The sequence below is a fragment of the Vreelandella piezotolerans genome (assembly GCF_012427705.1).
GTDB classification, from domain to species: Bacteria; Pseudomonadota; Gammaproteobacteria; order Pseudomonadales; family Halomonadaceae; genus Vreelandella; species Vreelandella piezotolerans.
Map to the genome: position 1 here is coordinate 3823328 of NZ_CP048602.1, position 25975 is coordinate 3849302.

The window sequence follows — 25975 nt, forward strand, 5'->3', positions numbered from 1 at the left end:
ATTCGTTCACGGCGTTGCAGCGTCACTGCCTTGAGTCTAGCCAGTGAACAAAAATTAACCATTTCGCGCCATGATAGGGAACGAGAACCGCCAAGATTCCGACGAATCATCAAATAAATCGGACGAATAGGCATGAAAACGGTGCGCGACGACGTGTCCGCGCACCGCTCGCTATGCCGCCATGCGGCGACTTACGCGTCTAGCCCGCCAAACTTGCCGTTCTGGTAGTCTTCGACCGCTTGCACGATCTCGTCGCGGGTGGTCATCACGAAGGGGCCGTGGGAGTAGACCGGCTCATCGATCACCTCGCCATGACCAAACAGCAGGCGCGCGTCGCTGGCGGCCTCGATGGTGAGGTGGTCACCGTCGCGGTCGACTTCGATCAAATGGTGCGCTTTGACAGGCTCGCCACCCACCGTCACCTCACCACTCACCACGTATAGAAACACCTGCCGCCCAGGGGCGACGGGAAGCTGCTCACGCGTATCCGCAGGCAGGGCGAGTGTGGACATGAACACGCCGGTCAGCGACTCGATAGGGCCTGACTGCCCCTGCCACTCCCCGGCGATCAGGTTGAGCGTACCGCCGCCCGCCAGTGGAACGGCGGGGATGCCGTCCTCCTGCAGGCCTACGTAGCGGGGCTCGCTCATCTTGAGCCGTGACGGCAAGTTGACCCACAGCTGCAGGATTTCCAGCGGTCCGCCGTCGCGCAGAAATTCCTCTGGGGAAATTTCCGCATGCACGATGCCGCTGCCAGCGGTCATCCACTGCACGCCGCCTGCGTGAATCACGCTCTGGTGCTTGGCGCTATCCGCGTGGGCCAGCGAACCTTCCAAAATGAAGGTGACCGTTTCAAACCCACGGTGCGGGTGCGGCCCAAAGGGCAGCCCCTGATTGTTGGGCGGGTACGTCTGGGGGCCGTGGTGGTTCAAGAACAGAAACGGATCGAGCTGATCCAGCCCCGGCCCCGGCAACGGCCGACGGGTGACCAAATCGCCGATATCGTCCCGACGAGCCGCATGCTGAGCGACCACGCGGCGAACGGATGGGGTATTGGCTGATGACATAACGTCCTCCTTATCGATACGCCCAGCGTAAAACCTCAGTTGATGGATGAGGAGCGAATAATTTACCCCGGTTCATTGAAGGAAATGCACAGAAACCGCTAGCGGCTGGGAACATTCAGCCGCCCCACCACCGTAAAACCCTCCTCTTGGGGGCGCACGACCACCATTTCTCCAGAGCTGACGCCGCCGCCGGTCAGCGCCGTGATATTCACCTGATGCGTGACCAGCAACAGATTCCCCGGCCCCTGCCACCCCGCCATACGTTCACGAGCCGCTTGGGTAATGGCCACCTGATCCCCACGCCCGCGAAAGAACGAATTCAGCCACGGCGCAGACATGACAGGCCCCACCGCCATCAGCTCAGCGGTGTCCAGCGCTCGGCACCACTGGGAGCTGTACACCGCATCGATCGTCACGCCCTGCTCCCGTAACGCCTGCCCCGCTGCCACGGCATGGGCGCGACCTTCGCTGGAGAGGTTGCGCTGGGTCTCGCACGCCTCCAATACGAACCCCGGCGGGTCGCCAATGCCGGGCGCCAGCGAATGGCGCATGAGAATGACCAAACCGCCCTCTTGGAGGGCTTGCCAGGTGGCGGTGTTGGCCTGAGCAGTGAGGGGTACAAGGCAAATCAGGCCCGAAAGCATGTACAGGATAAGAATGCGGAGCGGGGACATGGGCAAACCCTCTGGTGAGAACGAACTCCCCTCTTTTATCAAAATTTCGTGACGACGGTGACTCCCACGCCTTCGAACTTATCCATATTGGTCAACGCCTGCACGGATTCCTCCAACGTAATGCGGCGGCCAATCAGCCGTTCGGGTGCCAGTTTGCCCGACTGGATCATCGCCAACATGGCACCGTAGCGATGCGCCTGCATGCCATGACTGCCCAGAATTTCCAGCTCATTGGCAATCACCTTGCTCATGGGGATGGCAGGCGTGCTGTGATCTGCCAGCATCAACCCTACCTGGACATGCTTGCCGCGCTTGCGCAAATTGCTAATAGAGTTGAAGCAGGTGGTGGGGTGGCCCAGCGCATCCAGCGAGACGTGCGCGCCCCCTTGGGTGATCTCGACCACCGCCTCCACCACGTCGGCCACTTGATTGGCATTCACCGTAGCCACCGCCCCTAGCTGGCGCGCCAAAGCCAACGCCTGCTCGGAAATATCCACCGCCACCACGTTGGCACCGGCTGCGCTGGCGATCATGATCGCCGACAGCCCCACGCCACCACAGCCGTGCACGGCCACCCACTGCCCGGCGGACACGCGGCCCTGGTCTATCACCGCACGAAAAGAGGTCACGAATCGGCAGCCGAGGCTGGCGGCGGTATCGAACGTCAGGGTGTCCGGCAGGGCGACCAGGTTTACGTCGGCGTAGTGAATGCTCACATTCTCGGCAAACGAGCCCCAGTGGGTGAAGCCCGGCTGGAACTGGTGATCGCACACCTGATGGTGACCCGCGTTGCACTCCGGGCAGGTGCCGCAGCCGCCCACGAACGGCACGGTCACACGATCCCCGACCCGCCACTTCGTCACGTCCTTGCCTACCGCTTCCACCACGCCGGACAGCTCATGCCCCGGCACATGGGGAAGCTGGATATCCGGGTCGTGACCCATCCAGCCGTGCCAATCACTGCGGCATACGCCGTTGGCCATCACCTTGACCACCACCCCGTGGGGCGCAGGTGAAGGGTCGGGCACCTGCTGGATGCTGGGCGGGGCGGAAAACTGCTCGAATACCACGGCTTTCATAGGGTTCTCCTGAACGCGTTAGCAGCAAGTTGAGTACGGCCACTATAGCGAGCCCTGCCCGAAATTACGTTTCCTTCTGATGGACATTCCCCGCCATTTTGAAGCACTCTTTCATATAAAGGGGATAAACCAAAAGGAGCTTTCAACATGAGCGAATTGGATAAAAAGGATGCCAAATTGGCCGCGTTGCTCCAAGCCGATGGGCGTGTCTCCAACGCGCAGTTGGCCGAGCATCTTCACCTGAGCGAAGCCACCTGCTGGCGGCGTCACAAACGACTGGAAACGCTCGGCGTGATCGAGGACTATCAAGCTATCCTCAATCGACGCAAAGTCGGTGCCAGCGTTCTGGCCTTTGTGCAAATTACCTGCACCCAACACAGCGAAGCCGCGACGGCAGAGTTCGAGCGCATCATCCAGGCCAGCTCCCGGGTACTGAGCTGCCACAATACCACCGGCGAGGCCGATTTTTTACTGCAAGTGGTGGCCAAAGACCTGGACGACTACAGCCACTTCGTCGAAACGGTGCTGCGCCAGCTGCCTGGGGTGTCGAGCATCCGCTCCAACCTCTCGCTGAGGGAAATGAAAGCGACCAGTCATTTGCCGGTTGAGGAGTTGTTGGGGCTGTGAGCGAGGCAATGGAGAAGAGCGCTGAAAGAAGGTGTATTCAGCAGCCATAAGATGGATATAACCATGTCCATAAATGGCTAAAATAGCCTAAAATGGATATAGTAGTATCCAGATAAAGAAAGTGAGCTTATGCCCCGTGTTCTGTTGTTAGACGATACCGATGTTCAGCAGGCCTTTGCTGCCCACCTACGCAGGTTGCGTGAGCAGGCCAAGCTATCCCGTGCGGCGCTGGCGCAGCGCAGCAACGTGCCCGCCCCCACCATCAAGAAATTCGAAACGACCGGCCAGATATCCTTTCGCCAACTGCTGTTGCTCTGGCAAAGCCTGGATGACCTGGCACGGCTCTATGCGCTGACCCAACCCAATACCCTCGCCGCTAAACAGCCCTCCTCCATCGAAGAGGTGCTCAAAGAGGGTCTAGAAGTTTGAGCAGCGGTTGAACGTCAACGAACTAAGCTGATCGCGTTACTCAACCATCTGGCTCAACGCACTCCCGCGCGGTAGCTATCGGGCTCCAGCCAGAGCTGTTCGTGGAGATCGCCTTTCAGGAAAAATAGTTTCGGGCCCTTACGGAAGTTGAACAGGCGGAACAAATGATAGTGTTCAGAATGGGTGCGCGAACAGTTTAGCTCGTTAGGTGTGATGAAAAACGCGCACTCCTTGGCAAACGCGGTTGTTTTGACTTCGATCAGCCGGTCACGGCCGTCAGGCTCGAAGGAGCGGATATCGAACCCTAATCCATCGCCCTCAGTCACCGCGACGTGCTCTACCCGCTCAGCCAGCTTATCCAGCCCTGCTTGGAGCAGCCGATGCTGCTCAAACCGCATCACTAGGTGCTCACCTGCAAGCCCTAGCTCACGATTGCGGGTTTCCCGAGCCAGGTAGTCGCGTTTTTGCGGCGGGCGGACCGAATAATCAGCATGAAATTCGCGAACGCCTTGTTGCGGTGGTGTCGTTCTAGGAGGTTCGACAATGATACGTTCATCGACGATGCCAACGGTATCCACCACTGGGAGATCAGCAGCCAAACGTGCTGCTCGATCAACGAGCTCGTTGCCTAGCAACAGCTCCTCGACAACGTCAACTAGGCTTTGTTGATAGTTACTACGAGGCTTGTAGCCATCGACATAGGGGCAGTTAGCATCGCGCAACACTGCACTGATATTACAGTGCTTGAACTCAATGGCACCGGCCGAGCGGCCATCAAGCTGTGCCATCAGTGTTCGGTTAAGTGCACGCTTGTTATAACTTTGCCCGCTCAGTTCCGCTACTAACATCTGCCGGTAGGTAGCAACGGTTGCCTCTACCTCCCTTGCACTCCAAGCTATCGCTCGACTCATGTTCATCACTCAATATTCTGAATCTTAATATTGATTTATAAAAAAATATCTTAAAAATCAATTAAATATTACAAAAAAACATAAAAAAAATAATTTCACTACCCAATATACTACCCATTTGGTCTAGAGAAGCTCCCTCCAAGGTCATAGCTGTAGGGCCCTATGTGATTGCCTGCCAGCTTGGCAAATAACCCGGGGCCCTCGGCCTGCCATTTCCTCATCCCCGTGATCGGCGATTGATGATGTAGCACTTTCCACAAGGCAGGGTGACTGATCAGCTAACAGTATCGCTTGTCGCGTATGCTCCAGATTTTCTGCCTAAAGTTAGCGACGAGTCGTCAGCACGTCGCTAATACGGCTGTTGAGGTACTCCACCATGCAATTCATTTGCAACCTAACAGACTTGATCAGTCGGTGATTGATGCAGTGGGCTAGACTCTCCTGATCGCAGGGGCTCTCATCTTAACGAATCTAAAGATAGACTCAAAAGAAATATCATAGCATGGATCTGAGAGCTTCCCTGATGGCTAAGGTGTTCTTAATTTTTTGAATCCAGTCCTTGCTATTAGCAGCTCGCCCCACTGAGTGGTGTAACGCGGCGTTCGTCGCTCGCTTCGCAGTGACCATGCGTTGTTAGAGCGCGCCAAGCCAATTTGCACAGCACCTCTGCCTAGCTCACGGTTAAGCATGTCCATAGTGTTCATCAGTCGTTCGCTACGTTTGTCTTCTTCATCAGTCTGAAGGGTTTCAGTGAGGGTGAGCTGTCGGTTAGCTTTAGGCGATAGATCAAGCAGCATGAGACCCACTTTGTGAAAGGCGTACCCTTTTCGCCAGAGACGACGCAAACCCTGTACCGCAGCGGCGATGATCTCACGACTATCATCAGTGGGCCGATCCAGAGAAATGACCATTCGTTGACGATATTGGGGTAAATCTGTCCGAAACGAGTTTGTGCGGATAAACACCATGACGGCGCTGGTGACGCTTTGCTGCTTACGAAGTTTTTCGCCCGCCCTGGCAGCATGATGCCGTAGCGCCTCCCTTAACTGATGGGGATCGTTGGTAAGCCGCCCAAACGAACGAGACACCATGATCTGTTGTTTAGGCTGGCTCATGTCATCTAGCTGAATGGAGGGTTGCCCCCGCAACTCCCAGACAATGCGCTCCTGCACCACACTAAATTGCCGACGGATATGTTTCGGGTCTGCCTCTCGCAGGTCCCAGGCAGTCTCAATGCCCATGACGCGTAATCGCTCGCTGGTGCGGCGTGCAATGCCCCATAGTTCGGTGACAGGCAACTGCTTCAACAACGCTTTAGTAGGCGCGCCTTCTGCAAGCAACGTGCATACACCTTGGTCTCTATATGCAGGGTGTTTTTTAGCGGCATGATTGGCGACCTTGGCCAACACCCGAGTCGGCGCAAAACCCACTGACACAGGTATACCTGTCCACTGCTTCACCGTATCCCGCAGAGCTTGGCCTCGTTGCTCCAGGGTGTCTACCTCAAATCCCTGAAACCCGACAAAGCTTTCGTCGATGGAGTACACCTCTACATGGGGTGAAAACTCCCCCAGCACCTCAGTTACCCGTTGGGACATGTCACCATACAACGCATAGTTGCTGGATAGCAGGACGGCTTGGCGGCGCACTTCCGGCGTTAACAGGTGCATGGCAGCCCCCATTTCAACGCCCAGCGCTTTTAATTCGTTAGAGCGTGCGACGACGCAACCATCGTTATTGGATAGTACCCCTACGGGACGACCTTCCAGTGACGGGTTGAAGACCCGCTCGCAAGAGACATAGAAATTGTTGCAGTCGATCAGGGCCATCATTGCAGCGTTGCCCCTGGAAAGCTGTGAAGCACATGAGTCACTACGCCCCAGACGTGCGCCTCACGACCATCTAAGGGAATGGGCGGGTAAGCAGGATTACTTGCCCGGAGATAGGTTCGCTGCCCTACTCGCTCAAGGCGCTTTACTGTGAGCTCGCCGTCCACGCAGATCACGATAATACGCCCTGGCAAGGCCTCAAGACTGCGATCCACCACCAGCAAATCCCCATGATGAATTCCATCACCAATCATGGAATCTCCTTCAGAACGTACGAAATACGTTGCAGCAGGCCGTTTCACTACATAACGGTGAAGATCTAGATCGGTATCCAAATGGTCATCTGCAGGCGAGGGAAAGCCTGCGCGCACGGCACAGGAATAGAGCGGCAAGGGCTGCGATACCGTAAAAGCGTCCGCTTGTCCCAGCAATGTTACCGGCAAAGTCATGGGCACCTCCATTAAAAAGCTGTATATAAAAACAGTATCTTTAAAGTACTCACTGAACGCAATACCTCATCGGCGTATCCCACCCAATTTCAGATCTATATCACTCCTGTGCATCTACCCCGTGGAATCGTTTTCCTCTGCATAGGAGCTTCAATATGCCCCCACTTTGTAAGCGTTGTGCATCAACGCGCATGCTGAACCTGGAGACTGCCCAACGTGTGAGCGTAGTAGGCAGCACCTTGATCGGCGGTGCTATTGGCGCATGGCGCGCGACGGCCATCACCGGCCCACTGCCATTGGCGTTGACTCGCTTTCCATTGGCAAAACTGCCTGCCGCCATGATGGGTGCCGTGGCCGGAGGTCAAACCGGCTCACGCATGGCCACCTCGCTGTTTGAACAGTGGCTGCCAGTTGGCAGCGGGACACCGTGGTTATGCTTGTCTTGCGGCTGCACCTACCGCGACGCCTACCCGCCTTTAGCACCTAACGCTTAACCTATCGTTGTTCGCCCTGTGTGGGGCGAATGATCCGCTTATTCACTTTCTCGCGCTGGCCTTTGGTCAGCGCTTTTTTTATGTCTGGAGAATGACTCATGGCACATCTCGTTGAACACATGGCTTACGTTGGCGATACCCCTTGGCATGGCCTGGGGCAACAGCTGTCTCGTCATCAACCGTTAGAGGTCTGGCAGCAACAGGCCGGTATGAACTGGCATATCGAAGAAGCGCCGGTGCGCTTTATCGCCGAAGGAGCTAGCCACCTGGGCAGCATTCACTCATTCCCTGAGCAAAAGGTGCTCTACCGCTCAGATACCAAAGCACCGCTGTCGGTGGTGTCGCAGCGCTATAAGGTGGTGCAGCCCGAGGAGATTTTAGAGTTTTACCGTGACCTGACCGAGTACGCCGGGTATGAGCTAGAAACCGCTGGCGTGCTCAAAGGCGGTCGTAAGTTCTGGGCGCTAGCCCGTAGCGGCTTAAGCACGTCACTCAAAGGTCAGGATGAGGTCAATGACTATTTGCTGTTGGCCACTTCCTGCGATGGCACCCTTGCCACCATGGCCACGCCGACCACGGTGCGGGTGGTGTGCAACAACACGTTGCAAATTGCCGTCGATGGTACGTCACAAGCGGTGAAGGTGCCTCACCGTTCAGAGTTTGATCCGCGTGCCGTGAAGCGTCAGCTTGGCATTTCGGTGTCGCAGTGGAATGACTTCATGTATCGCATGAAAGCCCTAGCCGAGCGGAAAATTGATCACCGTGAAGCCCAACACTACTTCCAGGCGGTGATGTGCGGCGTGGAGACGCCGTTAGACGATCCTTCCAAACTGCCCAACTACCGAGCGCTCAACAAGGTACAGAAGCTCTACCAGGGCGAAGGGCGTGGTGCTCACTTGGTGACCGCAAAGGACACGGCCTGGGGCTTGCTCAATGCCGTGACTGAATACGTTGACCATGAAAAGCGCGCTCGCAGTAACGATACCCGTATGGACTCTGCCTGGTTCGGCCAAGGCGCACAGATGAAGCAGGAGGCGCTCAACACGGCGCTGGCACTGATCAGCTAACCATTAACGCGTGATCACCACGTTACCTTCTGATTTACCTCTCTACCTTCACCCCATAAACGCCCAGCCCTTAACCGGCTGGGCATTTTTTTGTTTGGAGGCCTATATGGCAACGCTACACCACGATCTCGACGTGGCCCTTACCCAGCTCACGGAGCGCCTGCTGACCCAAGACCAAACCCAAGCCACCACCTACGTCATGGCGAAAGGCCAGTTTTACCGCGCGGAGCTTAGGCTCGTGCCGGTCTCCCCCGACCAGTTGCCCAGCGATATCTAACCCCCATACCGTTTTTAAGGAGAGCCGTCATGGCGAACAAGACAAACATGGTCACTCAAGAGGCATCATCTCTCCAGGCGGTGCCGCCTACCTCTTCTTCATCGACCACTGACAGTACCGCCATTATCCAAGTGATCGAGCGCGCGGCGCTTAACCCTGACGTCGATATCGACAAAATGGAGCGCCTGCTGGAAATGCAGGAACGGGTAATGGATCGTCAAGCCATGATGGCCTACAGCGCTGCTATGGCAGGGATGCAGACAGAGTTGCCCAGCATTGAAGAGCGTGGCCAAACCAACAACGGTTGCTATGCCACGCTGGAAGACATTGTCGATACCGTACGGCCCATCCTACAAAAGCACGGCTTCGCAGTGAGCTTCCGTATTCAGACACAGGAACGCGGCATTCAAGTGACGGGCGTGCTGATGCACAAGGACGGTCACCGTGAAGAGACCAGCATGCTATTACCTGCGGACATGAGCGGTAACAAAAACGCGGTCCAAGCCTTTGGATCGTCCACCAGCTACGGCAAGCGCTACGTACTGTGCGCCTTGCTCAACATCACCACTCGCGGGCAAGACGATAACGGTCAGACCAGCACACGTGCAGCCGTGAAGAGGGTTACAGCTTTTCAAGCGGGGCAGATTCAGCGTTTGATCAGCCAATGCCCAGCCACAACCCAAGAGTGGTTCAGCGGCAAATACGGCACTGCAGTTCAGGTGCCTCAGGCAGATTTCGACAAGCTCCGTGCATCCCTCACCAAGCGAGCCGTGAAATAGCGGCGCAGCCTGCTCACTCACCGCCTACAGGAGGCGTTATGAAGATACTCACCATGCCACAAGGCTCTCCTGAGTGGCTGGCGGCGCGTCTTGGGCGCGTCACCATGTCAGAACTCAAGGCACTGCTGGTGAACGGCAAAGGCCCCGGTGGGTTGGGTACCGGAGCCATTACCTACATGCACCAGTTGATCGGCGAGCGTATGACCGGCGAGCTGGCCGAGCCGTTTCAAGGCAATGCCCACACCAAGCGGGGCCAGGAGCTAGAGAGCGTCGCCCGCTCGCTGTATCGCGATATGACCGGCGCACCGAAGCCTAAAGAAGTGGGCCTGATCCTTAACCACAACGTAGGCTACTCACCGGATAGCTTGATTGGGACAAACGGCCTGCTGGAGATCAAAACCAAGCTGCCCAAGTTTCAGATCGAGGTACTGCTCAGTGGGGAAATACCCGACGAACACGTGCCCCAATGCCAGGGAGGGCTCTGGGTCAGTGAACGGGAATGGATCGATTTTGTGAGCTACTGGCCGGGTATGCCGCTGTTTGTGAAACGTGCCTACCGAGACGAGGCTCTGATCCGCACGATTGCCGAGCGGGTTGAGGTCTTTCATGAAGAGATGGAGCGACGCATCAGCCAAGTGATGGCAGCGTGACTTACCCACTGAATCACAACACTTACTCACTACTAACGACATAGATGCCGGGGTCACCACCCCGACATCTTTATTTTTTTGGAGGTCATTATGCCCCATAGCAAGCTCAAAGCCGGTGAAGTGGCGGGCACCTACTTAGTCACGTCACCTGTCACGGAAACTGACATCATCGCCATGGCCAAGCGGTTCGCACGCCGCAAGCTCGCCAAAGGCCGCAAGATTACTCAGCCTTCGCAGGCATTTGAGCACCTGCAGCTGTTGCTGCAGGACTATGAGTACGAAGTCTTCAGCGTGTTGTTTCTCGACAGCCAACACCGTGTTATCCGCTTTGAAGAGCTGTTTCGCGGAACCATTGATTCAGCCAGCGTGTACCCACGAGAGGTACTAAAGGCGGCACTCGCCTACAACGCCGCCGCAGTCATCCTCGTTCATAACCACCCCAGCGGTGATCCTGAGCCTAGCGATGCGGATCGGCGTATCACTGAGCGCCTGAAGGAAGCCTTGGAGCTAATGGATATCAAGGTGATTGATCACGTAGTGGTGGCGAGCGAAGGGTGCCAGTCATTTGCGGAGTTGGGGTATTTGTAGTGATACGGGAGGTAAAGCAAGAGCTGCCCAATGTGGTAGCTCTCAAAAAAGCTTCTTTTTTTGGCTGAAACAGATGCTATTGGTATCAAGGCTCTTGAGTATAAAGTGCGTTAATTGTTTAACGATGTATGACAGTCATGAAGCCCCTAGCACTCTAGAGAGCACTAGGGGCTAGTCCGTTAAAGGGCCTTCACTAACTCGCCATAATCTCCGTCCACGCGCAAGACAATGGTCACATCGTTGTCATTGCGGTTACGGAAGAACCAGCCATGATTGCCAGGAGGAACAGAGCGAGAAACCTGAATATTTTGGCGATCATGATTTAGTAACTGGCCGGTTGCTTGCTAGCTTATGCCCATGCAGTTTGGGTAGTAGGGCAATGGTTATTTCCTTCTTGTTAAATTAAGTATTTGTTTTTATTTGTTTTTATTTTTTCTATCTATATTCAAATCCAGGATATTGAGTAGTACCTATGCTAGTCCAGCAAAATCTATATATTTAAATAGCAGGTGGTCACTACTTGGCCACCTGTCTCTTTAAGGAAGACTGAAGCTAGTACTGGCTATATTTGATGCCGAAGACATCGATTTCATGAACGCAATGACGCTGGCTCACTTCTCATCCTTATTTCTTTGATGATGACCGAAATGGCGATGCATGAGGAAATGCATGCCAAGACAGAGTGTCAGGGGAAGCAACAGCCAGGCCCCAGTGCCCAGTGACTGGCCGCGCCACATTAGAAAGAACATGGCCACGCCCATAATTACTAAGCAAGCAGTCATCATCCAGTGGTGAATGCGGTTCATTTGGCGTCTCCTTGTGGGTTGTTTGTGGCGAAGCGCCGCTTGAGTAGCAGCGAGTTGCCAATGACGGAGAGAGAGCTTGCGGTCATGGCGATGACGCCGATCATCGGGTGCAGCAGACCAATCGCGGCGATGGGAATGGCTGCCACGTTATAAGCGCTGGCCCAGATCAGGTTTTGGACGATTTTGCCGAAGGTGGCGCGAGATAGGTGCATGGCATCCACCACGGCGGTCAGTTCGCCGCGCACCAGGGTCACATCGGCGGCCTCAATGGCCACATCTGCCCCCGCGCCGATGGCTATGCCAACGTTGGCTTGCTTCAACGCCGCGGCATCATTGATGCCATCGCCGACCATGGCCACGTGGTTGCCATGTTTCTCCTGAAGTTTACGGATGGCATCGACCTTACCTTCCGGCAACACCCCGGCCTGAACCTCGTCGATGCCCACCTCGTCTGCTACGGCACGGGCGGCGCGCTCGTTGTCGCCGGTGATCATCACCACGTGCAGGCCCAGGTCATGCATGCCGCGGATGGCCTCTACGGATTTTTCCTTGAGGGTATCGGCCACTGCCACCAGGCCCAGGGCCTGACCGTCGGCGGCGACGATCACAACGGTGCGCCCCTTGCCCTCGAGCTCTGCCATGGCGTCATCAAGAGCCTCAAGGCCTGTCACGCCTTCCTCTTCCAGCAGTCGACGATTGCCGATCAGCACGGTTTCATCGCCCACCTTGCCCGAGACGCCCCGCGCTCCGGTGGAGCGAAAATCGCTGACTTCACCGGGCTTCACATCGCGTTCCTTAGCACCATCCACGATGGCCCGGGCGATGGGGTGCTCCGAGGCGTTCTCCACGCTCGCGGCGAGGGTCAGCAGGCGCGTTTCCTCGACTCCTTCGGCGGTGACGGCATCGGTGAGCTTCGGCTCGCCGCGGGTAATGGTGCCGGTCTTGTCGAGCACCATCACTTTGACGTCCTTGAAGGTCTGGATCGCTTCGCCGGAGCGGATCAGGATGCCACGCTCGGCACCGATGCCGGAGCCGACCATCAGCGCGGTGGGGGTGGCTAGGCCGAGGGCGCAGGGACAGGCGATGACAAGCACGGCGACGGCGGCAATCAGGGCTAGCGTTGGTGTGCTGGCATCTGGATTCACCCAAGGCAGGAAGGTCGCGCCCCAGTCCAGAATCGGCCGCAGGACGTCTGGAAACAGCGCCCATGCAATCAGGCTAGCCAGTGAAATAGCCAGTACCGCTGGCACGAAGCGGCCGGTCATACGGTCGGCGAATTCTTGGATTGGCACCCGTGAGCCCTGAGCCTGGTCGATCAGACGCACCACTTGGGAGAGAAAAGTATCGGCGCCGACGCGGGTCGCCTTGACCCGCAATCGGCCCTCCTTGTTGATGGTGGCGCCGATCACGCTGTCGCCGGTGCTCTTGTAGACCGGTATCGACTCGCCGGTGGCGATGGACTCGTCGAGATGGCTCTCGCCCTCGACCACCTCGCCGTCGGTGGGGATCTTGTCGCCGGGGCGCACGACCATGATGTCGCCCGGGGCCAGCTCCTTCACCGCCACCTCGACTTCCTCGCCATCGCGCTCGACGCGTGCTGTCTTGGCACCCAGGGTCATTAGGCGGCGGATGGCCTGGGAGGCGCGTCCCTTGGCGAGTGCCTCCAGGTAACGGCCCAGCAGGTGGAAGGTCATGATGGTGGCGGCCATCTCGATGAATGAGGTCATGGGGTAGACGAAGCCGACTAGGCCGATCAAGTAGGGCGGCAGGCTGCCCATGGAGATCAGCACGTCCATGTTGAAGGTGCCGTTCTTCAGCGAGCGCCAGGTCGACTTGTGGGTGGCGATACCGCCATAGAGAAACACCACCGGGAAGGCCAGCACGGCGATGATGGCCAGGTAGCCGGGAATCGGCTGCCAGAACATGTGCGGCATCATCAGCAGCATGATCAGGGTGGTGGGTACCGCAGCGATGATCAGCCGCTTGCGGGCCTGGGAAAGATAGGCCTCCTCGATCTCGGCGTCGCTGTCAGCATCCTCCGCCTCGTCGGCCTGCACGGCGGCCACCTCATAGCCGGCCCCTTCCACGGCGCGCTTGAGCGCATCGCCATCGGGGCCATCGGCGGCAATACTCACAGAGACGCGATGGCTGGCGATATTGGTGTCGATTGATTCGATACCCTCGAGCCGCTCCAGGGTACTGCGGATGATGCCGGCGCAGTGGTCCGAGCCCATGCCGGGAACGGTCAGGCGGACCTGTTGCATGCCGGTACCACCACTGACGGCGGCCACGTCATAGCCGGCGCCTTCGACGGCTTCCTTCAAGGTGTCGCCGTCGGGCCCGCCTGCTTCGATGGTCACGCTGACATGGTGGTTGGCGATATTGGTCTGGATCTCGCCCACGCCATCGAGGCGTTCCAGCGTCTTGCGCACGATGCCGGCACAGTGGTCACTGCCCATGCCGGGGACCGTCAGGGTGATCGTGTTGGGGGGTGAATCGCTCATCGCTTGTCTCCTGCGGGCGTTGCCGAGTGGACGGCCAACAATGGCCGTCCTGTTGCCTGAGTCTGTGACACTCCCGGTCAGTGATGGGCCTCGTGGTCCTCGGGGTCGACGTCACTCTCAGGGGTGGCCTGCTGAAGCTGCTGGCGTTGCTCGTCGGTGAGCAGGTCGTTCATGGTATTTTCCAGACGCACCCTCTCGGCCATCATCTCGCCGTGAAGCTCGGCCATCCGACCGTGCAGGGCCTGGACCTCCTCAGGATCGGGGCGCTCGCCGCGCATCTCCGCCATCAGGTCCTCGCGTAGGTTCATCAGGCGGCCCATGCGCTCGAACTGGGCGGGGCGATGCTCCTGCATCAGCGCGCGCATCTCGTCGTGCTGCTCCGGGTCGAGCACCTCCCGCATCATGCCCATGCCGGCGCCTCCCATCATCGGGCAGGTCATCATCCCGCCACCCATCATGCCTTTCATCATGCCGGGCCCCATGCCGCCCTGGCCGCCACTCATCATTCCCCCCATCATGCCGGGCCCCATGTCGCCCTGGCCGCCGCCCATCATTCCGCCCATCATGTCAGGGCCCATGCCGCCTTGGCCGCCGCTGCCGCCCGTCATGCCGCTACCCTGATTGGGCTGATTGGTCGGCATGCTCTGGGCGAGAGCGATGCCGCTACCACTGGCACCGAGTGCCAGGGCGAGTCCGAGAGCGAGAGTATGCTTGCGAATTTCCATGATCCTTCTCCTAGCGAGCTGTTGGGCCCATTCAGGCCCTTTGCTGACATTATTCGGCTACGTGCTGCACAGAGGTCAATCCCATGTAACAGTGACTTTCACCTTTGTCTCGTTATGGTCTTCAGACATCGTTCATTCTCCCCGTTTGGCGAACAAGGCGCATGGCTTCGTGCTCTTCAAGTGCTAAAAGGGAATCTAAGAGCTCTTTAGCCTCAGGAATTTCCGCTTTGCCAACGAGGGTTCGATAAAGGTTTATCGTTTGTTCATGGAAATCAAAAACCTCTCGGCAAATGTCGTCAACACTTAGCGTGGAATAGGGCGCATCGCAGGTACGATGCGTACGGATAGGTTTATGCTCCAAATAGTCATAAACGTAGGTTTTTAATGCTTTCGCGTCAGTAGTCTGTTCAAAACGCGCCACAACGCGCTGCATTTCCGCTTCCTGTGCAGCTAAGGAAGCTCTGAAAAAGTCACTGCCATCAGTGATAATACGGCTATCGTCAACTGCATAGGTTTCAGTGCTGCCATGGATCAAATCACCTTCTCCGAAGCCGAGTACCAGAACAAGAAGAGAAAGACTCGCCGCGAACTCTTTCTGGAGCGGATGGACAAGCTGATCCCCTGGACGCAGCTGGAGAAGAAGATAGCCCGTTATTACCCCAAGGGCGAGAGCGGGCGGCCTCCGTATCCGTTGTCTGCCATGCTCCGCGTCCATTGCATGCAGTTGTTTTACAACCTGAGCGATCCGGCCATGGAAGACGCCCTCTACGAGATCGAGTCCATGCGCCAATTCGCCGGTTTGAAACTAGACCGATTGCCGGACGAAACCACGATTCTCAAGTTTCGCCATTTTCTGGAACATCACGGCCTTGGCAAGGTGCTGTTCCAGGAAGTGAACAACCACCTAGAGAAAAATGGCCTGATGCTGCGCGAAGGGAGCATTGTCGATGCCACTATCATCTCTGCGCCTAGTTCCACCAAAAACAAAAAAGGCGAGCGCGATCCGGAAATGCACCAGACTAAAAAAGGTAGCTCTTGGCACTTTGGCATGAAAATGCATATAGGTGTCGACGATAAGCTTGGGTTGATTCACAGCATCGAGACCACGGCTGCCAATGTCCATGACATTGTGCCTGCCGATAAGCTCCTTCACGGTGAAGAGCAACGCGTCTTCGGTGATGCCGGTTACCTGGGTATTCAAAAACGCGACGAGCACAAGCACCGCAACGATATCTCTTGGTATATTGCCAAACGGCCTGGCACACGCAAGAAGCTAGATGCCAGGCGACAGAAAGTCGAAAACATCAAAGCCAGTATCCGTGCCAAGGTGGAGCACCCCTTTCGGTACATCAAACAAGTTTTTGGTTATGGCAAGGCTCGCTATCGTGGACTGGCCAAAAACACTCAGCGCCTGCACTTGCTGGCGGCGTTCAGCAACCTGCTGATCAGTGAGAAATACCTATGGGAATAGGGCGATTGCGCTCCTTTCCCGCTCAATGAGCGGGAAAGGAGCAAAAATACACAAAGAAAGGGAGAAGAGTGTCTGAATTTTCGATTTTTTGTCGGCTCAAGTAAGCGTTGATGAATATCGGCAGTTATTCAGACCTTCCCTAAGTAATTGAGCAACATGCGAGCGCGCTCTTCTTCGTGTATATCGGCGCAATGAGCAAGGCAAGCTGCAAGATGCTCGTGTAACTGACGGGTCCAATCGATCAATTCACCAAAGGTTCTAACGTCCATTTGGTACCTCCTATAACGCTATTAACGTTAATGAGTGTGAGAGTGCTCGCTATCGTTTGAAGCGTCGCGTTTGGATAGGAAAATCCATTCGCCGAGTAAAAGAGTAGCCATTACTACGCCAGCAACGATGAGCACCATGGGGTCCGAGATGGCTTTTACCCATAAAAAGCCTATTAACACGACAGCATCTAGTAGTATGGCAATGCTAGGAATAACAGGATTAGCCCCCACTCTGTCCTTGAGATGACGAAGCACACCCCAGTGGATGGCCATATCCATGATCAGGTAGAAAATGATGCCTAATGCTGCGATGCGGCTCAGGTCAAAAAAAGCGGTGAGCACTAAGCCAAATACGATGGTGTACACCAGTGTATGCTTTTGTACACTGCCGGGCATGTGGAAATGGCGGTGAGGAACCAGCTTCATTTCTGTCAGCATGGCGAGCATGCGTGAAACGGCAAAGACGCTGGCGATGATACCGCCCGCCGTTGCCAACATGGCGAGAATGACGGTAAACGCAACTGCCGCTTCACCCAGTGCGGGACGGGCAGCGGCGGCCAGGGAGTAGTCTTGGGTTTCGATAATTTCAGGCAAAGATAGGTTGCTGGCAACGGCAAAACCGACAAGGGCATAGATCACCACGCATAGCGCAATCGAGATCGTGATAGCTTTGCCAAGATTCCGCTTAGGATCTTTAAGCTCCGAACCACTATTGGTAATCGTCGTGAAGCCTTTAAATGCCAGTATGCCGAGCGCCGTAGCACCTAAAAAGCCCGTTATCGTAGGCGTAGGTGCATCGTTGCCAGCACCCATTTCGATGGAGTCGGCAATAAACACGCCGACAATACCAAACACTATAATGCCACCTATTTTGATAAATCCGAGCACCGAGGCGACGGTCTCGATCAAGCGGTTGGCGGATAAATTGATCAAAAAGGCTATTAGCAGTAAACCAACCCCGAGTAGGGGCACAAATAGTGAACGATCCCCCAGGTCAAACAACTCAAGCGTGTAGGAACCAAACGTTCTCGCCAAAAAACTCTGTGCGATCACCATGGAAAAATACATCAGGAGGGCATGAAAGGCGGTGGGAAGCGTCGGGCCATACGCTTTCTGTAAATACATGCCAATCCCACCTGCTGATGGGAAGGTATTGGACATTTTAACGTAAGAATAAGCGCTGAAAGAGACAATGACGGCAGCGGCCAGAAAGGCTAGAGGAAATAGCCGACCAGTCATTTCGGCCATTTGGCCGGTTAGCGCAAAAATACCGGCCCCAATCATCACGCCGGTGCCTAATGCAACGGCACCGACCAACGAAAGACTGTTTTCTTTATATTGTGGCGTTCTATCCTGCCCAACCATGAAAGCGACTCCTTGTATTAACGGCAACCACAGCAGCAATAACTGCCAAGGACTCCTGTGCGGTGTTTTTTGATGCTATATAAATTAAATATAGAACCTATGTGCAGCCACATGGCAAATGACTAACGGAAGGTCTGATTTTGCGAGGCCACAGGCAAGCAGCTCTTACCCTAAACTAGCTAGTCTTGCTCCTGGTTGTGTCATGTAGCCGTTATGACTATTAATGACAGCTCCAAGGTTCCTGTTTAGCGTTGTCTTTAACGTTCTGATCGACGAAACGGTAATACTCCTTCTTAAAGCGGTTCCACCGATCAGCGCTGACCTGTATGTCATGGAGCTTGAGAATTTTTTCAACGTCATCGATGCAGAGCCTCAGCGCATCGTAAGCAAGGCTGATATTTCGGTTTTTCTCGTTGTAGACCACCTTATCCATTCCATAGAGTCGGTCGATATCTGACAGCGCTTCTTCAATGCGTTTGGATTTACTAGGCTTGATTTTTAAATTCCGAGTCACCAGTGTGTTTTTGGAAACACCCAAGCGGTGCTCTTGTTGTGTCGTTTTCATGGTCTTTCTCCCAGGCGCGTACATGTATATATAGAGTGGTTCAGTCCTTGTCTATTTTGTTCTTATGACCGCCGTGGTGTTTATGCATGAAAATATGCATCAGTGGGCATGCTGCCAAAAAGAGGAAAGGTAAGAACTGAAATAGGTGGAGACGGTGCTCGGTTCCAATCAGGTATCCCGCCCAAATGACAAACCCAGCAAGTGGCACCCACAACATCAGCAAACGACTACTTGTACTGTTACTCATAATCACCTCAGTAACTCGCCCAAAGAGCCAACAGCAGTTAAGGCCGTTGGTTTGGGAAAAATCAAATAAATAATCCCAATAACAGCATGGATGATTTGTCTGAACGCAACCTGAACAGCATCGGAGGGAAATATGATCCTGATCAAGCGCCTCGCAAAAAGTAGGCGATAATTACCCAAGCGGTATCCATAGCCTCATTCCCATCATCATTAGGTTTTCGGTGAGCGATACAAAGCTTAATGGGTATTACTGTTGCCGACACAGGCGCACTTGAGCTCACGTTTATCGAGGTATATCGCTTTAAAGACAGAACCTGTCACACGGTGCCAACGAATAGCGCCAGTGGCGCAGCCAGCCAGATAAGCGTATCGGCCAGCAATTAGTAGCTTCGGAAGTATCTAGGCGTGAAGGTAAACGTAACTGAAGGGGACTTGGCGCTGGGCGTGCAGGTCATAGTTGAGAAACATGGCGCTAAAGCTCGCTACGCCCTGCAGCTTTTGCAGACCCGGGGGTATGATCGCTGTGGCTACGGCATACTCTAGCACGCGTGCAGTGAATATTGGGTATACGGATTTAATGGTTGATCTTACCTTTGCATGAGAGTGAGACAGACCGGCATCTCATCGGATTATCTGGTTGATGCTTCACCTACTGCTGGTGCATGTTTCCTTCGCTAATTCCAGCAAGAACCCCACACGCCTCAACTTCCCGGTCATCGTTGCAACTCGCTCTCAGTGAAACGAGTTGTTTCTCAAGCGCTTGCAGAGCGGTTATCTGCGACCGCACATGAGAGATGTGATCATCGAGCAAGGCGTTGACGGCGGTACAAGGCTGATGAGGGTCGTCCTGATAGCTCTGTAGTTCGTGAATCTCAGCCAGTGACAGGCCCAGGATTCTGCAGCGACGGATGAAGGCCAGCCCCTCACCATGCTTCTCGGTATAGACACGGTAACCGTTGTCCTGCCGATCAGGCGGCGGCAACAAGCCCTGCTGTTCATAGAAGCGGATCGTCTGTGTTTCGACCCCTACCAACTGCGCCAACTGACCAATGCGCATCAGCCTCCTCCCCAACGGATTCTTTACTCTATTGACCTTATAGTAGCTTTATAGTTTTAAATGGTACCACAACATTGTTCAAGTGGAGTCGTATCATGAGCAAATCCTGTGGTGGCGCCTGTGGCGGTGATGCAACGTCCGCAGCGGATACCGATATACAGGCCTCCTCCGAGGCGCCAGGGAGATGGGTCAGTGTTTATGCCGTGCCGAAAATGGACTGTCCATCAGAAGAACGAATGATTCGCCTAGCCCTGAACGGCTTTGAGGAGATTCGGGCGCTGTCCTTCGACTTGTCGAACCGCCGGCTGAAGGTCGTGCATGACGGCGAGGTCGAGCCCGTCACCTCGAAACTGAAGACCTTGGGGCTAGGCGCCTCGCTTCAGGAAACCGTCGCTGCAAATCCGGAGACCATCAAGGCCGCCGAGTTTTCGGCAGCTTCTGCTAAGCAAGAATCCGGGACCCTGCGCTGGTTGCTCGGCATCAATGCACTTCTGTTCGTGGTGGAAATGACAGCCGGTCTGATCGCCCAGTCCACCGGCCTGATTGGAGAATCCCTGGACAATTTTGCCGATGCGGCGGTGTACGGGCTTGCCCTTTATGCGGTTGGACATAGCGTGAAAATGCAGGTACGTGCCGCGCATCTTGCTGGTGTACTGCAACTGATCTTGGCTGTGGGCGTGCTCGTAGAGGTGGTGAGACGCTTTGTATTCGGTAGTGAGCCTGAATCGCTGGTGATGATGGCTATCGCATTCGTCGCATTGATTGCCAATACCAGTTGTCTGCTGCTCATATCCAAACATCGGGAAGGCGGGGCGCACATGAAGGCAAGCTGGATATTCTCGGCCAACGACGTGGTGATCAACCTGGGGGTCATCACCGCCGGCGCCTTGGTCGCGTGGACCGGTTCCAATTATCCGGATCTGATTATCGGCACCATCGCGGGGGGCATTGTACTTAACGGTGCCAGACGCATTTTGGCGTTGAAGGGTTAAATAATGCTCATTATTGGCAAAAAGCTCTCGCCGTATGCCCTATTGTCCATATCGGGCCTGCTGGCAGCGTCTGATCAGGCTGTAAAGTGGCTGGTGCAGCAATCAATGGCCTATGGCGAGTATGTTTCGGTGACCCCGTTCTTTAACTGGGTGCACCTATGGAACACCGGTGCCGCATTCAGTCTTTTTGCGAATGGTGGAGGCTGGCAGCGCTACTTTTTTATCGGAATCGCGGTAGTGGTCTCGATTTTTCTGATCAAGCTGATCCTTGAAAATCGTCATAAAGGAGAAGCCATCGCTTACAGTCTTATCCTCGGTGGCGCCATGGGCAACCTGATTGACCGGGTCTTTCGCGGCTATGTTGTGGATTCCTTTGATTTCTATTGGCGAGACTGGCATTGGCCGGCCTTCAACCTGGCTGATATCGCGTTATTGGCAGGTGTCGTGGTATACGCAGTGGCGCTATGGCGTGAGCGGCCTACATTTAAGCGCACTGAGTAACGCTATGGATGTGGTCGATAAAGATAAAGAATATACGTTTTTTGCTGGGCGACGCTCACCAATAGTCGATTGCGTTGTAGCGCTCGCCGCTGGGGTACTGACTACCTTGAGTGCCGCCCCTTTTTCCCTATGGTGGCTTGGCCCAGTGAGCGTGGCACTGGTCTATTGGAGAATAGCGTCGCTAACGCCCGCCATGGCCACCCTGCGAGGGTGGTGTTATGGGGTAGGCCTGTTCGGTTCAGGCACGTCGTGGGTCTTCGTTGCTATTCACGATTTCGGTGGCACCGGGGCCTTGGTGGCGATGTTCCTCACCACGCTATTTGTTAGCGTCCTGGCGCTCTTCTTTGCAGTCCCCTTTGGGCTCTATCGACGCATCACGGGGCCACGGTTCGCCTTTCTTAGCTTTGCCGGTATGTGGGTGGTGAGCGAATGGCTACGCACCTGGTTGCTCACCGGCTTTCCCTGGTTATTGCTGGGCACCTCTCAGATAGATTCTCCACTAGCCCCATGGGCGCCCGTTGGTGGTGTGTACTTGCTGTCACTCATGACCGCGCTGACAGGTACGTTAGGGGTAGAGGTACTGCGTCGCCGCTGGATTTTCCTCGTCCCAATGGCCGCCCTGTGGATCGTTCCATTCCTATTGCCCGCCCAATGGACAACCCCGGCTGGCAAGCCCATCCAGGTGGCATTGTTGCAAGGGAATCTTGATCAGCGCATTAAGTGGACTGCCCAAGGGCAGCGCGAAGCGATCAGTATCTACACGACGATGACACGGGTGCAAGCAAGGGATATCGACCTCATCGTTTGGCCTGAGGCAGCCCTTCCCATGCTTGAGCAGGAAGCACAGCAAATACTGGAACAAGTAGCGTCCGACCTGGGGCCTGACACCGCCTTGTTGACCGGCATTTTGCAACGCGACAGTGAAGGGCGCTCTTATAACAGCGTCATAGGGCTAAATGATGTGCAAGGCGAATACCAAAAAGCGCACTTAGTGCCCTTTGGCGAGTATTTGCCATTCCAAAGCCTCCTCGCTGACACCCTTGCTTTTTTCGACTTGCCAACACCCCGGCTGACCCCTGGTTCAGACGTACAGGCTCCGTTACACGTGGCTGGAACCACCATTGGCAATGCTATCTGTTACGAGATCATTTTCGCCGACCATGTCGCCCAACAGGCGCGTAATGCCGAGCTGCTATTAACGGTTTCCAACGACACGTGGTTTGGGCGTTCCATTGGCCCACACCAACATCTTCAAATGGCGCGTCTACGTGCCCTTGAAAATGGTCGTCACCTACTTCGAGCTACCAGTAATGGCGTGACGGCCATCATCGATTCACAAGGTCACGTCACAGCCCGTGCCCCACAGTTTGAACAGGCCAGTTTAACTGGCGAGGTGACCCCGATGCAGGGCCTAACTCCTTTCACACGCACCGGTAGTGGCCCCGCTTGGATACTCGCTGCCTTACTGACGCTGCTCGGGTTAAAACTGAACTTATCTCGATCAAAAAACGACGCATTAGATGAAAAAGGAACCTAGCGATGCTCCTGGCAAATCAAGATAGGTTGGGAAGGCGGTCAGCCGCTGTTTCAAGCCTTTCCGCCGCTTGGAGAAGAAGAGCACAGTATGACCGCACTCACAGAGACCATGACACGCCTTAACCTGAATATTATGCACTGAACCTCCCAACTGGCAGAAAAATCGATGAGTAACGCAGTGGCAAAAATTGCCAGCACAGGGCGATAGGTGGTCGCATTAGGGTCTGAAACGCTAACTCCCAGGTGCTCATGAAGCTCTTCATAGCCGCCAATACGTTCATAGCCCAGATATCCCTGGGAAATCGTATCGACATGTTCCTGCTCTGTAAACGCGTCAATCTCTTATCGCGAAGTCAGCAGGTTTACGTTCACCTAAGGCCCATGTGCACGAGCAGGTCAACGATCTACAAGCCAAACGGACATATGTACTCTCCTGTTTGCAACCATAAGCGCGAGCGCTGGAGTGGGTCGTTGTCACCGTTATGAACCTCTTAGTTGTTTATTAACACTATATTGCTTACCTAACATAATAATCTAACTCCCTTCCACAGCCTTCAGATCAAATATGTGGCGCGACGAAAACTTTATTGTGAAGTGAGCCAGTCGATCTTACTAAGCCTGAAGGCGCCTCAGTCGTTAGGTAATAAGTTTATTTTATATGAAATTTGTTAACTTCCATGTCTCAACATAAACATTTGAGATTCGCTAAAGTGTATATTTATTCGCTGACAATGCGAAGTTGGTTTTCTAAGTAAGGGCTAGCATTCGCCGGGAGCAGGTTTGTCGGAGTTAAAAGGACCAAGAGGTTGTTTTCTACTTAATAACACAAGTGGGCGGTTGAGACGGTAGCTAACAGTGTGGTGACCCATAAGGTGACTAAGAAAATTTGTTATAGGGCATAGACACTATTATTTACTCTGGGGGTATTCCAGTTTGTATTGGAAAGGGGTTCTCAATACTTTCGTCTGCTTGGTGACGCCTTTGCTCTTGTGTCCATAATGTCTTGAGATAATTCACCACATCTCGTATCTCGCTGGGAGCCAAAACTTCCTGATACGCTGGCATCGTTAGCCTATCGGTTTTATTCCAGGGGTCGCGCCAACCCTCGGCAATAATTCGGTAGAGCATGGCATCAGAGTGTTTCCAGGTATGGCCCTCTGGCCCATGTGGTGGAGCAGGTAACTCGCCTAGAGCATTTTGCTCTTCCCAGTTGGGCATGCCTTCACCTTGTGTACCGTGGCAACTAGCACAGTATTGTCGGTAAACTCTTTTTCCGTCTTCCAGCTGAGGAGTATCGCTTGAAAAAGGACGGTCCTCAGCCATGGCGTGCCCCACAACCATTAGCGTCAGCCATGAGGCAGTGAAAAAACAGTGCTTACGCATCGGGATAAGTCCAGGATTGGCCTTCGTCTTCACTGTGTAGAAGTTCCCCTTTCTGGTTTAAACCATAGAGAGTGTCTTTGGCGGAGAGTGTGAGTGCAACGAGCTCTGTGCCGTCACCAGCTACTTGTTGCCACTCTTGACCACCCGTTTCACTACGCCATAGTCCTTGCTGTGTAACCACATAGACTCGCTTTGGGTTGCCAAGGCTATAAGCCACATCATAGACGCTGCCAGCATCAAGTGCTCCGGTCGGTCTCCAACCGCAAAAGCAGTCCATCGATAGACGCACCGCATCGTCCGATACCCCGTAGAGCCAGCCGGTCTGCATGCTGCCTTCCATGTCAGAGTGGACGAGTCGGTTAATCTTTTGTGAAGGACCACTGTCCATTTTTTTCCAGGTGGTGCCAGCATCCTCGCTTTGGTAGATGCCGTCTTCTTCAATTACCGCATAAAGTGTTTCGTTCTGACGGCGATGTACAGCTAGCGCAGTAACCTCTCGGCTAGGTAGGTTAGCGCTAAGCTCTTGCCAGGTTTCTCCATTGTCGGTGCTACGCTGCACCCCGATTGAGGGGCCTGCGATATAGAGCGCTTGCGGATCAGTGGAGGGGACCGATACCGCGCGCAACTGGCCTTCATTCACGTCTTCGGGCAAGGGAATCGCATTCCAGGTCATGCCTTCATCGGCACGCTGGAATAGTTGGTTAGCCTCAATTTTAAACAGTCGTTTGCCTGTTACGTCATATTGCAGTGCAAGCAACCCTTCTTCAGTTGCCAAGGCCGTAATGGCGCTGCCAAAGCTGACTGCGGCCAAGCCTGTCAGTAAGAAGACACGTAAAAAACGACTCACGATCATGTGCATTTCAATATTTCCTTAAATAACGATTAGCCGATAACACCTAGGGCAGGGAAAGTACGCAATAACCAATATGACAGCTCGGATAGTTTGCCTGTGATCATTAAGCTACCCATCAGGATCATGATCAACCCAGCCGCTATATGTATGAAATGCCCCCAGCGACGCAGGAATTTCTGGTGCTTTATGAAGCGATCAAGTGAAAGGGCACTCAGCATGAAGGGCACACCCAGACCCAAAGAATAAACGCCGAGCAACGCCATGCCGCTCCAGGCGTTGGCCGTGGAAGCGCTGACGGTAAGAATGGCACCTAGAATCGGGCCAATGCAGGGGGTCCAGCCAAATGCAAACGCTAAACCAAGCAGATAAGCCGCACTGCGGCTTCCGCCGACGTCCTTCAGTCGACCCATAAACCGCCATTCTTGATGAAACCAGCGCCATGGCATGAGCCCGGTCATGAAGGCACCAAACAGTATAACGATAAGGCCACCGACTAGGTTTGCTTCTTGGCGATACACCAATAGCAGACGACCAATGGCGGTGGAGCTGGCTCCCAGCAACAAAAAAACGGTTGAAAAACCGAGCACGAACCATATCGACTGGGTTAACACCCGGAGTCGCTCTCGTCTATCCGCCTTCTGTAATTGTCCGAGCGAGCGGCCGGTCATGAAAGAAAGATAGCCAGGCACAAGTGGCAAAACACAGGGTGAAATGAACGAGATCAGGCCTGCCAGAAAGGCAGTGACCAGTCCTATATTGGCTACTTCAAGCATTACCCTTTA

Annotated in this window: 29 protein-coding genes; 12 read left to right on the forward strand and 17 right to left on the reverse strand. The window is 54.7% G+C overall.

Annotated features, from left to right (window positions below):
• Positions 1–191: 191 nt before the first annotated feature.
• From GYM47_RS17600 to GYM47_RS17610, 3 genes are all read right to left on the reverse strand, one after another.
• Entirely contained in the window at positions 192–1067 is an 876-nt protein-coding gene (locus tag GYM47_RS17600) for a pirin family protein (RefSeq protein WP_153843582.1), read from the reverse strand.
• Positions 1068–1165: 98 nt separating this feature from the next.
• Positions 1166–1741, reverse strand: a complete 576-nt coding sequence (locus GYM47_RS17605; RefSeq protein ID WP_153843583.1) for a histidine phosphatase family protein — start codon at positions 1739–1741, stop codon at positions 1166–1168.
• Between the two features lie 38 nt (positions 1742–1779).
• Positions 1780–2820 (reverse strand): zinc-dependent alcohol dehydrogenase family protein, encoded by a 1041-nt coding sequence (locus GYM47_RS17610; RefSeq protein ID WP_153843584.1) that lies wholly within the window; start codon positions 2818–2820, stop codon positions 1780–1782.
• 147 nt (positions 2821–2967) lie between these two features.
• Here GYM47_RS17610 and GYM47_RS17615 point away from each other — a divergent pair, with 147 nt between their 5' ends.
• Entirely contained in the window at positions 2968–3447 is a 480-nt protein-coding gene (locus GYM47_RS17615) for an Lrp/AsnC family transcriptional regulator (RefSeq protein WP_153843585.1), read from the forward strand.
• Positions 3448–3576: 129 nt separating this feature from the next.
• On the forward strand, positions 3577–3876 hold the full coding sequence (locus tag GYM47_RS17620) for a helix-turn-helix domain-containing protein (RefSeq protein WP_139526139.1): 300 nt from the start codon (positions 3577–3579) through the stop codon (positions 3874–3876).
• 53 nt (positions 3877–3929) lie between these two features.
• Here GYM47_RS17620 and GYM47_RS17625 read toward each other — a convergent pair whose 3' ends face one another.
• From GYM47_RS17625 to GYM47_RS17635, 3 genes are all read right to left on the reverse strand, one after another.
• Complete coding sequence (locus tag GYM47_RS17625; protein WP_196781570.1) at positions 3930–4787, reverse strand: protein NO VEIN domain-containing protein; 858 nt, start codon at positions 4785–4787, stop codon at positions 3930–3932.
• 527 nt (positions 4788–5314) lie between these two features.
• Positions 5315–6619 carry a Y-family DNA polymerase gene (locus GYM47_RS17630; RefSeq protein ID WP_153843586.1) on the reverse strand — a complete coding sequence of 435 codons (1305 nt, stop codon included), beginning with the start codon at positions 6617–6619 and terminating at the stop codon, positions 5315–5317.
• A complete protein-coding gene (locus GYM47_RS17635; protein ID WP_153843587.1) occupies positions 6616–7065 on the reverse strand; it encodes a LexA family protein in 450 nt (149 codons plus the stop codon). Before GYM47_RS17635 ends, GYM47_RS17630 begins: the two co-directional genes overlap by 4 nt.
• A 155-nt stretch (positions 7066–7220) precedes the next feature.
• Between GYM47_RS17635 and GYM47_RS17640 the strand changes: the two genes are divergently transcribed.
• From GYM47_RS17640 to radC, 6 genes are all read left to right on the forward strand, one after another.
• Positions 7221–7559, forward strand: coding sequence for a hypothetical protein (locus tag GYM47_RS17640; protein WP_153843588.1), 339 nt, complete (start codon positions 7221–7223; stop codon positions 7557–7559).
• Between the two features lie 98 nt (positions 7560–7657).
• Entirely contained in the window at positions 7658–8626 is a 969-nt protein-coding gene (locus GYM47_RS17645) for a DUF932 domain-containing protein (protein WP_153843589.1), read from the forward strand.
• 106 nt (positions 8627–8732) lie between these two features.
• Positions 8733–8903: a hypothetical protein gene (locus GYM47_RS17650; protein WP_153843590.1), complete on the forward strand. Its 171-nt coding sequence runs from the start codon at positions 8733–8735 to the stop codon at positions 8901–8903.
• A 29-nt stretch (positions 8904–8932) separates the two neighbouring features.
• Positions 8933–9682 (forward strand): ERF family protein, encoded by a 750-nt coding sequence (locus GYM47_RS17655; RefSeq protein WP_153843591.1) that lies wholly within the window; start codon positions 8933–8935, stop codon positions 9680–9682.
• 38 nt (positions 9683–9720) lie between these two features.
• Positions 9721–10332 (forward strand): lambda exonuclease family protein, encoded by a 612-nt coding sequence (locus tag GYM47_RS17660; RefSeq protein ID WP_153843592.1) that lies wholly within the window; start codon positions 9721–9723, stop codon positions 10330–10332.
• Positions 10333–10422: 90 nt separating this feature from the next.
• Positions 10423–10920, forward strand: coding sequence for a RadC family protein (gene radC / locus GYM47_RS17665; RefSeq protein ID WP_153843593.1), 498 nt, complete (start codon positions 10423–10425; stop codon positions 10918–10920).
• A 611-nt stretch (positions 10921–11531) separates the two neighbouring features.
• Here the strand turns inward: radC and GYM47_RS17670 are convergent.
• The 4 genes from GYM47_RS17670 to GYM47_RS17685 form a co-directional block, all read right to left on the reverse strand.
• Positions 11532–11726, reverse strand: coding sequence for a DUF2933 domain-containing protein (locus tag GYM47_RS17670; protein ID WP_016915536.1), 195 nt, complete (start codon positions 11724–11726; stop codon positions 11532–11534).
• Positions 11723–14230, reverse strand: coding sequence for a heavy metal translocating P-type ATPase (locus GYM47_RS17675; protein WP_153843594.1), 2508 nt, complete (start codon positions 14228–14230; stop codon positions 11723–11725). Before GYM47_RS17675 ends, GYM47_RS17670 begins: the two co-directional genes overlap by 4 nt.
• A gap of 77 nt (positions 14231–14307) precedes the next feature.
• Complete coding sequence (locus GYM47_RS17680; protein WP_023004785.1) at positions 14308–14955, reverse strand: Spy/CpxP family protein refolding chaperone; 648 nt, start codon at positions 14953–14955, stop codon at positions 14308–14310.
• Positions 14956–15076: 121 nt separating this feature from the next.
• Complete coding sequence (locus GYM47_RS17685) at positions 15077–15490, reverse strand: ATPase (RefSeq protein ID WP_231128595.1); 414 nt, start codon at positions 15488–15490, stop codon at positions 15077–15079.
• Between GYM47_RS17685 and GYM47_RS17690 the strand changes: the two genes are divergently transcribed.
• Positions 15482–16426: an IS5 family transposase gene (locus GYM47_RS17690; protein WP_153844212.1), complete on the forward strand. Its 945-nt coding sequence runs from the start codon at positions 15482–15484 to the stop codon at positions 16424–16426. The two genes, GYM47_RS17685 and GYM47_RS17690, sit on opposite strands and share 9 nt — an antisense overlap.
• Positions 16427–16722: 296 nt before the next feature.
• Here the strand turns inward: GYM47_RS17690 and GYM47_RS17700 are convergent, their stop codons facing one another.
• The 4 genes from GYM47_RS17700 to cadR all read right to left on the reverse strand — a co-directional run bounded on the left by GYM47_RS17700 (position 16723) and on the right by cadR (position 19928).
• The gene (locus tag GYM47_RS17700; RefSeq protein WP_008958468.1) at positions 16723–18060 is read right to left on the reverse strand and encodes an APC family permease; all 1338 of its coding nucleotides are present in this window, start codon (positions 18058–18060) and stop codon (positions 16723–16725) included.
• 220 nt (positions 18061–18280) lie between these two features.
• Positions 18281–18625 (reverse strand): hypothetical protein, encoded by a 345-nt coding sequence (locus GYM47_RS17705; protein WP_022522184.1) that lies wholly within the window; start codon positions 18623–18625, stop codon positions 18281–18283.
• 40 nt (positions 18626–18665) lie between these two features.
• On the reverse strand, positions 18666–18872 hold the full coding sequence (locus GYM47_RS17710; RefSeq protein ID WP_153844206.1) for a DUF2933 domain-containing protein: 207 nt from the start codon (positions 18870–18872) through the stop codon (positions 18666–18668).
• Positions 18873–19520: 648 nt separating this feature from the next.
• Positions 19521–19928: a Cd(II)/Pb(II)-responsive transcriptional regulator gene (gene cadR, locus GYM47_RS17715; RefSeq protein WP_004364961.1), complete on the reverse strand. Its 408-nt coding sequence runs from the start codon at positions 19926–19928 to the stop codon at positions 19521–19523.
• A gap of 95 nt (positions 19929–20023) precedes the next feature.
• On the opposite strand from cadR, the gene GYM47_RS17720 reads away from it, so the two are divergent.
• From GYM47_RS17720 to lnt, 3 genes are read left to right on the forward strand one after another with little or no spacing between them, the layout of a single operon-like run.
• Positions 20024–20920, forward strand: a complete 897-nt coding sequence (locus GYM47_RS17720; RefSeq protein WP_004574643.1) for a cation efflux transmembrane domain-containing protein — start codon at positions 20024–20026, stop codon at positions 20918–20920.
• Positions 20921–20923: 3 nt separating this feature from the next.
• Entirely contained in the window at positions 20924–21421 is a 498-nt protein-coding gene (gene lspA / locus GYM47_RS17725) for a signal peptidase II (protein WP_008958331.1), read from the forward strand.
• Between the two features lie 4 nt (positions 21422–21425).
• Positions 21426–22958: an apolipoprotein N-acyltransferase gene (lnt, locus tag GYM47_RS17730; RefSeq protein WP_008958330.1), complete on the forward strand. Its 1533-nt coding sequence runs from the start codon at positions 21426–21428 to the stop codon at positions 22956–22958.
• 911 nt (positions 22959–23869) lie between these two features.
• On the opposite strand, the gene GYM47_RS17735 is transcribed toward lnt, so the two are convergent.
• From GYM47_RS17735 to GYM47_RS17745, 3 genes are read right to left on the reverse strand one after another with little or no spacing between them, the layout of a single operon-like run.
• Positions 23870–24280, reverse strand: a complete 411-nt coding sequence (locus GYM47_RS17735) for a c-type cytochrome (protein ID WP_231125686.1) — start codon at positions 24278–24280, stop codon at positions 23870–23872.
• A gap of 52 nt (positions 24281–24332) precedes the next feature.
• Positions 24333–25199 carry a WD40/YVTN/BNR-like repeat-containing protein gene (locus GYM47_RS17740; protein ID WP_008958473.1) on the reverse strand — a complete coding sequence of 289 codons (867 nt, stop codon included), beginning with the start codon at positions 25197–25199 and terminating at the stop codon, positions 24333–24335.
• Between the two features lie 23 nt (positions 25200–25222).
• Positions 25223–25966: a cytochrome c biogenesis CcdA family protein gene (locus GYM47_RS17745; protein WP_044630813.1), complete on the reverse strand. Its 744-nt coding sequence runs from the start codon at positions 25964–25966 to the stop codon at positions 25223–25225.
• Positions 25967–25975 lie beyond the last annotated feature (9 nt).

Bases quoted from the DNA above. Each gene is read 5' to 3' on its own strand.
- GYM47_RS17600 (WP_153843582.1), bottom strand. From the start codon at position 1,067: ATGTCATCAGCCAATACCCCATCCGTTCGCCGCGTGGTCGCTCAGCAT.
- GYM47_RS17605 (WP_153843583.1), bottom strand. From the start codon at position 1,741: ATGTCCCCGCTCCGCATTCTTATCCTGTACATGCTTTCGGGCCTGATT.
- GYM47_RS17610 (WP_153843584.1), bottom strand. From the start codon at position 2,820: ATGAAAGCCGTGGTATTCGAGCAGTTTTCCGCCCCGCCCAGCATCCAG.
- GYM47_RS17615 (WP_153843585.1), top strand. From the start codon at position 2,968: ATGAGCGAATTGGATAAAAAGGATGCCAAATTGGCCGCGTTGCTCCAA.
- GYM47_RS17620 (WP_139526139.1), top strand. From the start codon at position 3,577: ATGCCCCGTGTTCTGTTGTTAGACGATACCGATGTTCAGCAGGCCTTT.
- GYM47_RS17625 (WP_196781570.1), bottom strand. From the start codon at position 4,787: ATGAGTCGAGCGATAGCTTGGAGTGCAAGGGAGGTAGAGGCAACCGTT.
- GYM47_RS17630 (WP_153843586.1), bottom strand. From the start codon at position 6,619: ATGATGGCCCTGATCGACTGCAACAATTTCTATGTCTCTTGCGAGCGG.
- GYM47_RS17635 (WP_153843587.1), bottom strand. From the start codon at position 7,065: ATGACTTTGCCGGTAACATTGCTGGGACAAGCGGACGCTTTTACGGTA.
- GYM47_RS17640 (WP_153843588.1), top strand. From the start codon at position 7,221: ATGCCCCCACTTTGTAAGCGTTGTGCATCAACGCGCATGCTGAACCTG.
- GYM47_RS17645 (WP_153843589.1), top strand. From the start codon at position 7,658: ATGGCACATCTCGTTGAACACATGGCTTACGTTGGCGATACCCCTTGG.
- GYM47_RS17650 (WP_153843590.1), top strand. From the start codon at position 8,733: ATGGCAACGCTACACCACGATCTCGACGTGGCCCTTACCCAGCTCACG.
- GYM47_RS17655 (WP_153843591.1), top strand. From the start codon at position 8,933: ATGGCGAACAAGACAAACATGGTCACTCAAGAGGCATCATCTCTCCAG.
- GYM47_RS17660 (WP_153843592.1), top strand. From the start codon at position 9,721: ATGAAGATACTCACCATGCCACAAGGCTCTCCTGAGTGGCTGGCGGCG.
- radC (WP_153843593.1), top strand. From the start codon at position 10,423: ATGCCCCATAGCAAGCTCAAAGCCGGTGAAGTGGCGGGCACCTACTTA.
- GYM47_RS17670 (WP_016915536.1), bottom strand. From the start codon at position 11,726: ATGAACCGCATTCACCACTGGATGATGACTGCTTGCTTAGTAATTATG.
- GYM47_RS17675 (WP_153843594.1), bottom strand. From the start codon at position 14,230: ATGAGCGATTCACCCCCCAACACGATCACCCTGACGGTCCCCGGCATG.
- GYM47_RS17680 (WP_023004785.1), bottom strand. From the start codon at position 14,955: ATGGAAATTCGCAAGCATACTCTCGCTCTCGGACTCGCCCTGGCACTC.
- GYM47_RS17690 (WP_153844212.1), top strand. From the start codon at position 15,482: ATGGATCAAATCACCTTCTCCGAAGCCGAGTACCAGAACAAGAAGAGA.
- GYM47_RS17700 (WP_008958468.1), bottom strand. From the start codon at position 18,060: ATGGTTGGGCAGGATAGAACGCCACAATATAAAGAAAACAGTCTTTCG.
- GYM47_RS17705 (WP_022522184.1), bottom strand. From the start codon at position 18,625: ATGAAAACGACACAACAAGAGCACCGCTTGGGTGTTTCCAAAAACACA.
- GYM47_RS17710 (WP_153844206.1), bottom strand. From the start codon at position 18,872: ATGAGTAACAGTACAAGTAGTCGTTTGCTGATGTTGTGGGTGCCACTT.
- cadR (WP_004364961.1), bottom strand. From the start codon at position 19,928: ATGCGCATTGGTCAGTTGGCGCAGTTGGTAGGGGTCGAAACACAGACG.
- GYM47_RS17720 (WP_004574643.1), top strand. From the start codon at position 20,024: ATGAGCAAATCCTGTGGTGGCGCCTGTGGCGGTGATGCAACGTCCGCA.
- lspA (WP_008958331.1), top strand. From the start codon at position 20,924: ATGCTCATTATTGGCAAAAAGCTCTCGCCGTATGCCCTATTGTCCATA.
- lnt (WP_008958330.1), top strand. From the start codon at position 21,426: ATGGATGTGGTCGATAAAGATAAAGAATATACGTTTTTTGCTGGGCGA.
- GYM47_RS17735 (WP_231125686.1), bottom strand. From the start codon at position 24,280: ATGGCTGAGGACCGTCCTTTTTCAAGCGATACTCCTCAGCTGGAAGAC.
- GYM47_RS17740 (WP_008958473.1), bottom strand. From the start codon at position 25,199: ATGCACATGATCGTGAGTCGTTTTTTACGTGTCTTCTTACTGACAGGC.
- GYM47_RS17745 (WP_044630813.1), bottom strand. From the start codon at position 25,966: ATGCTTGAAGTAGCCAATATAGGACTGGTCACTGCCTTTCTGGCAGGC.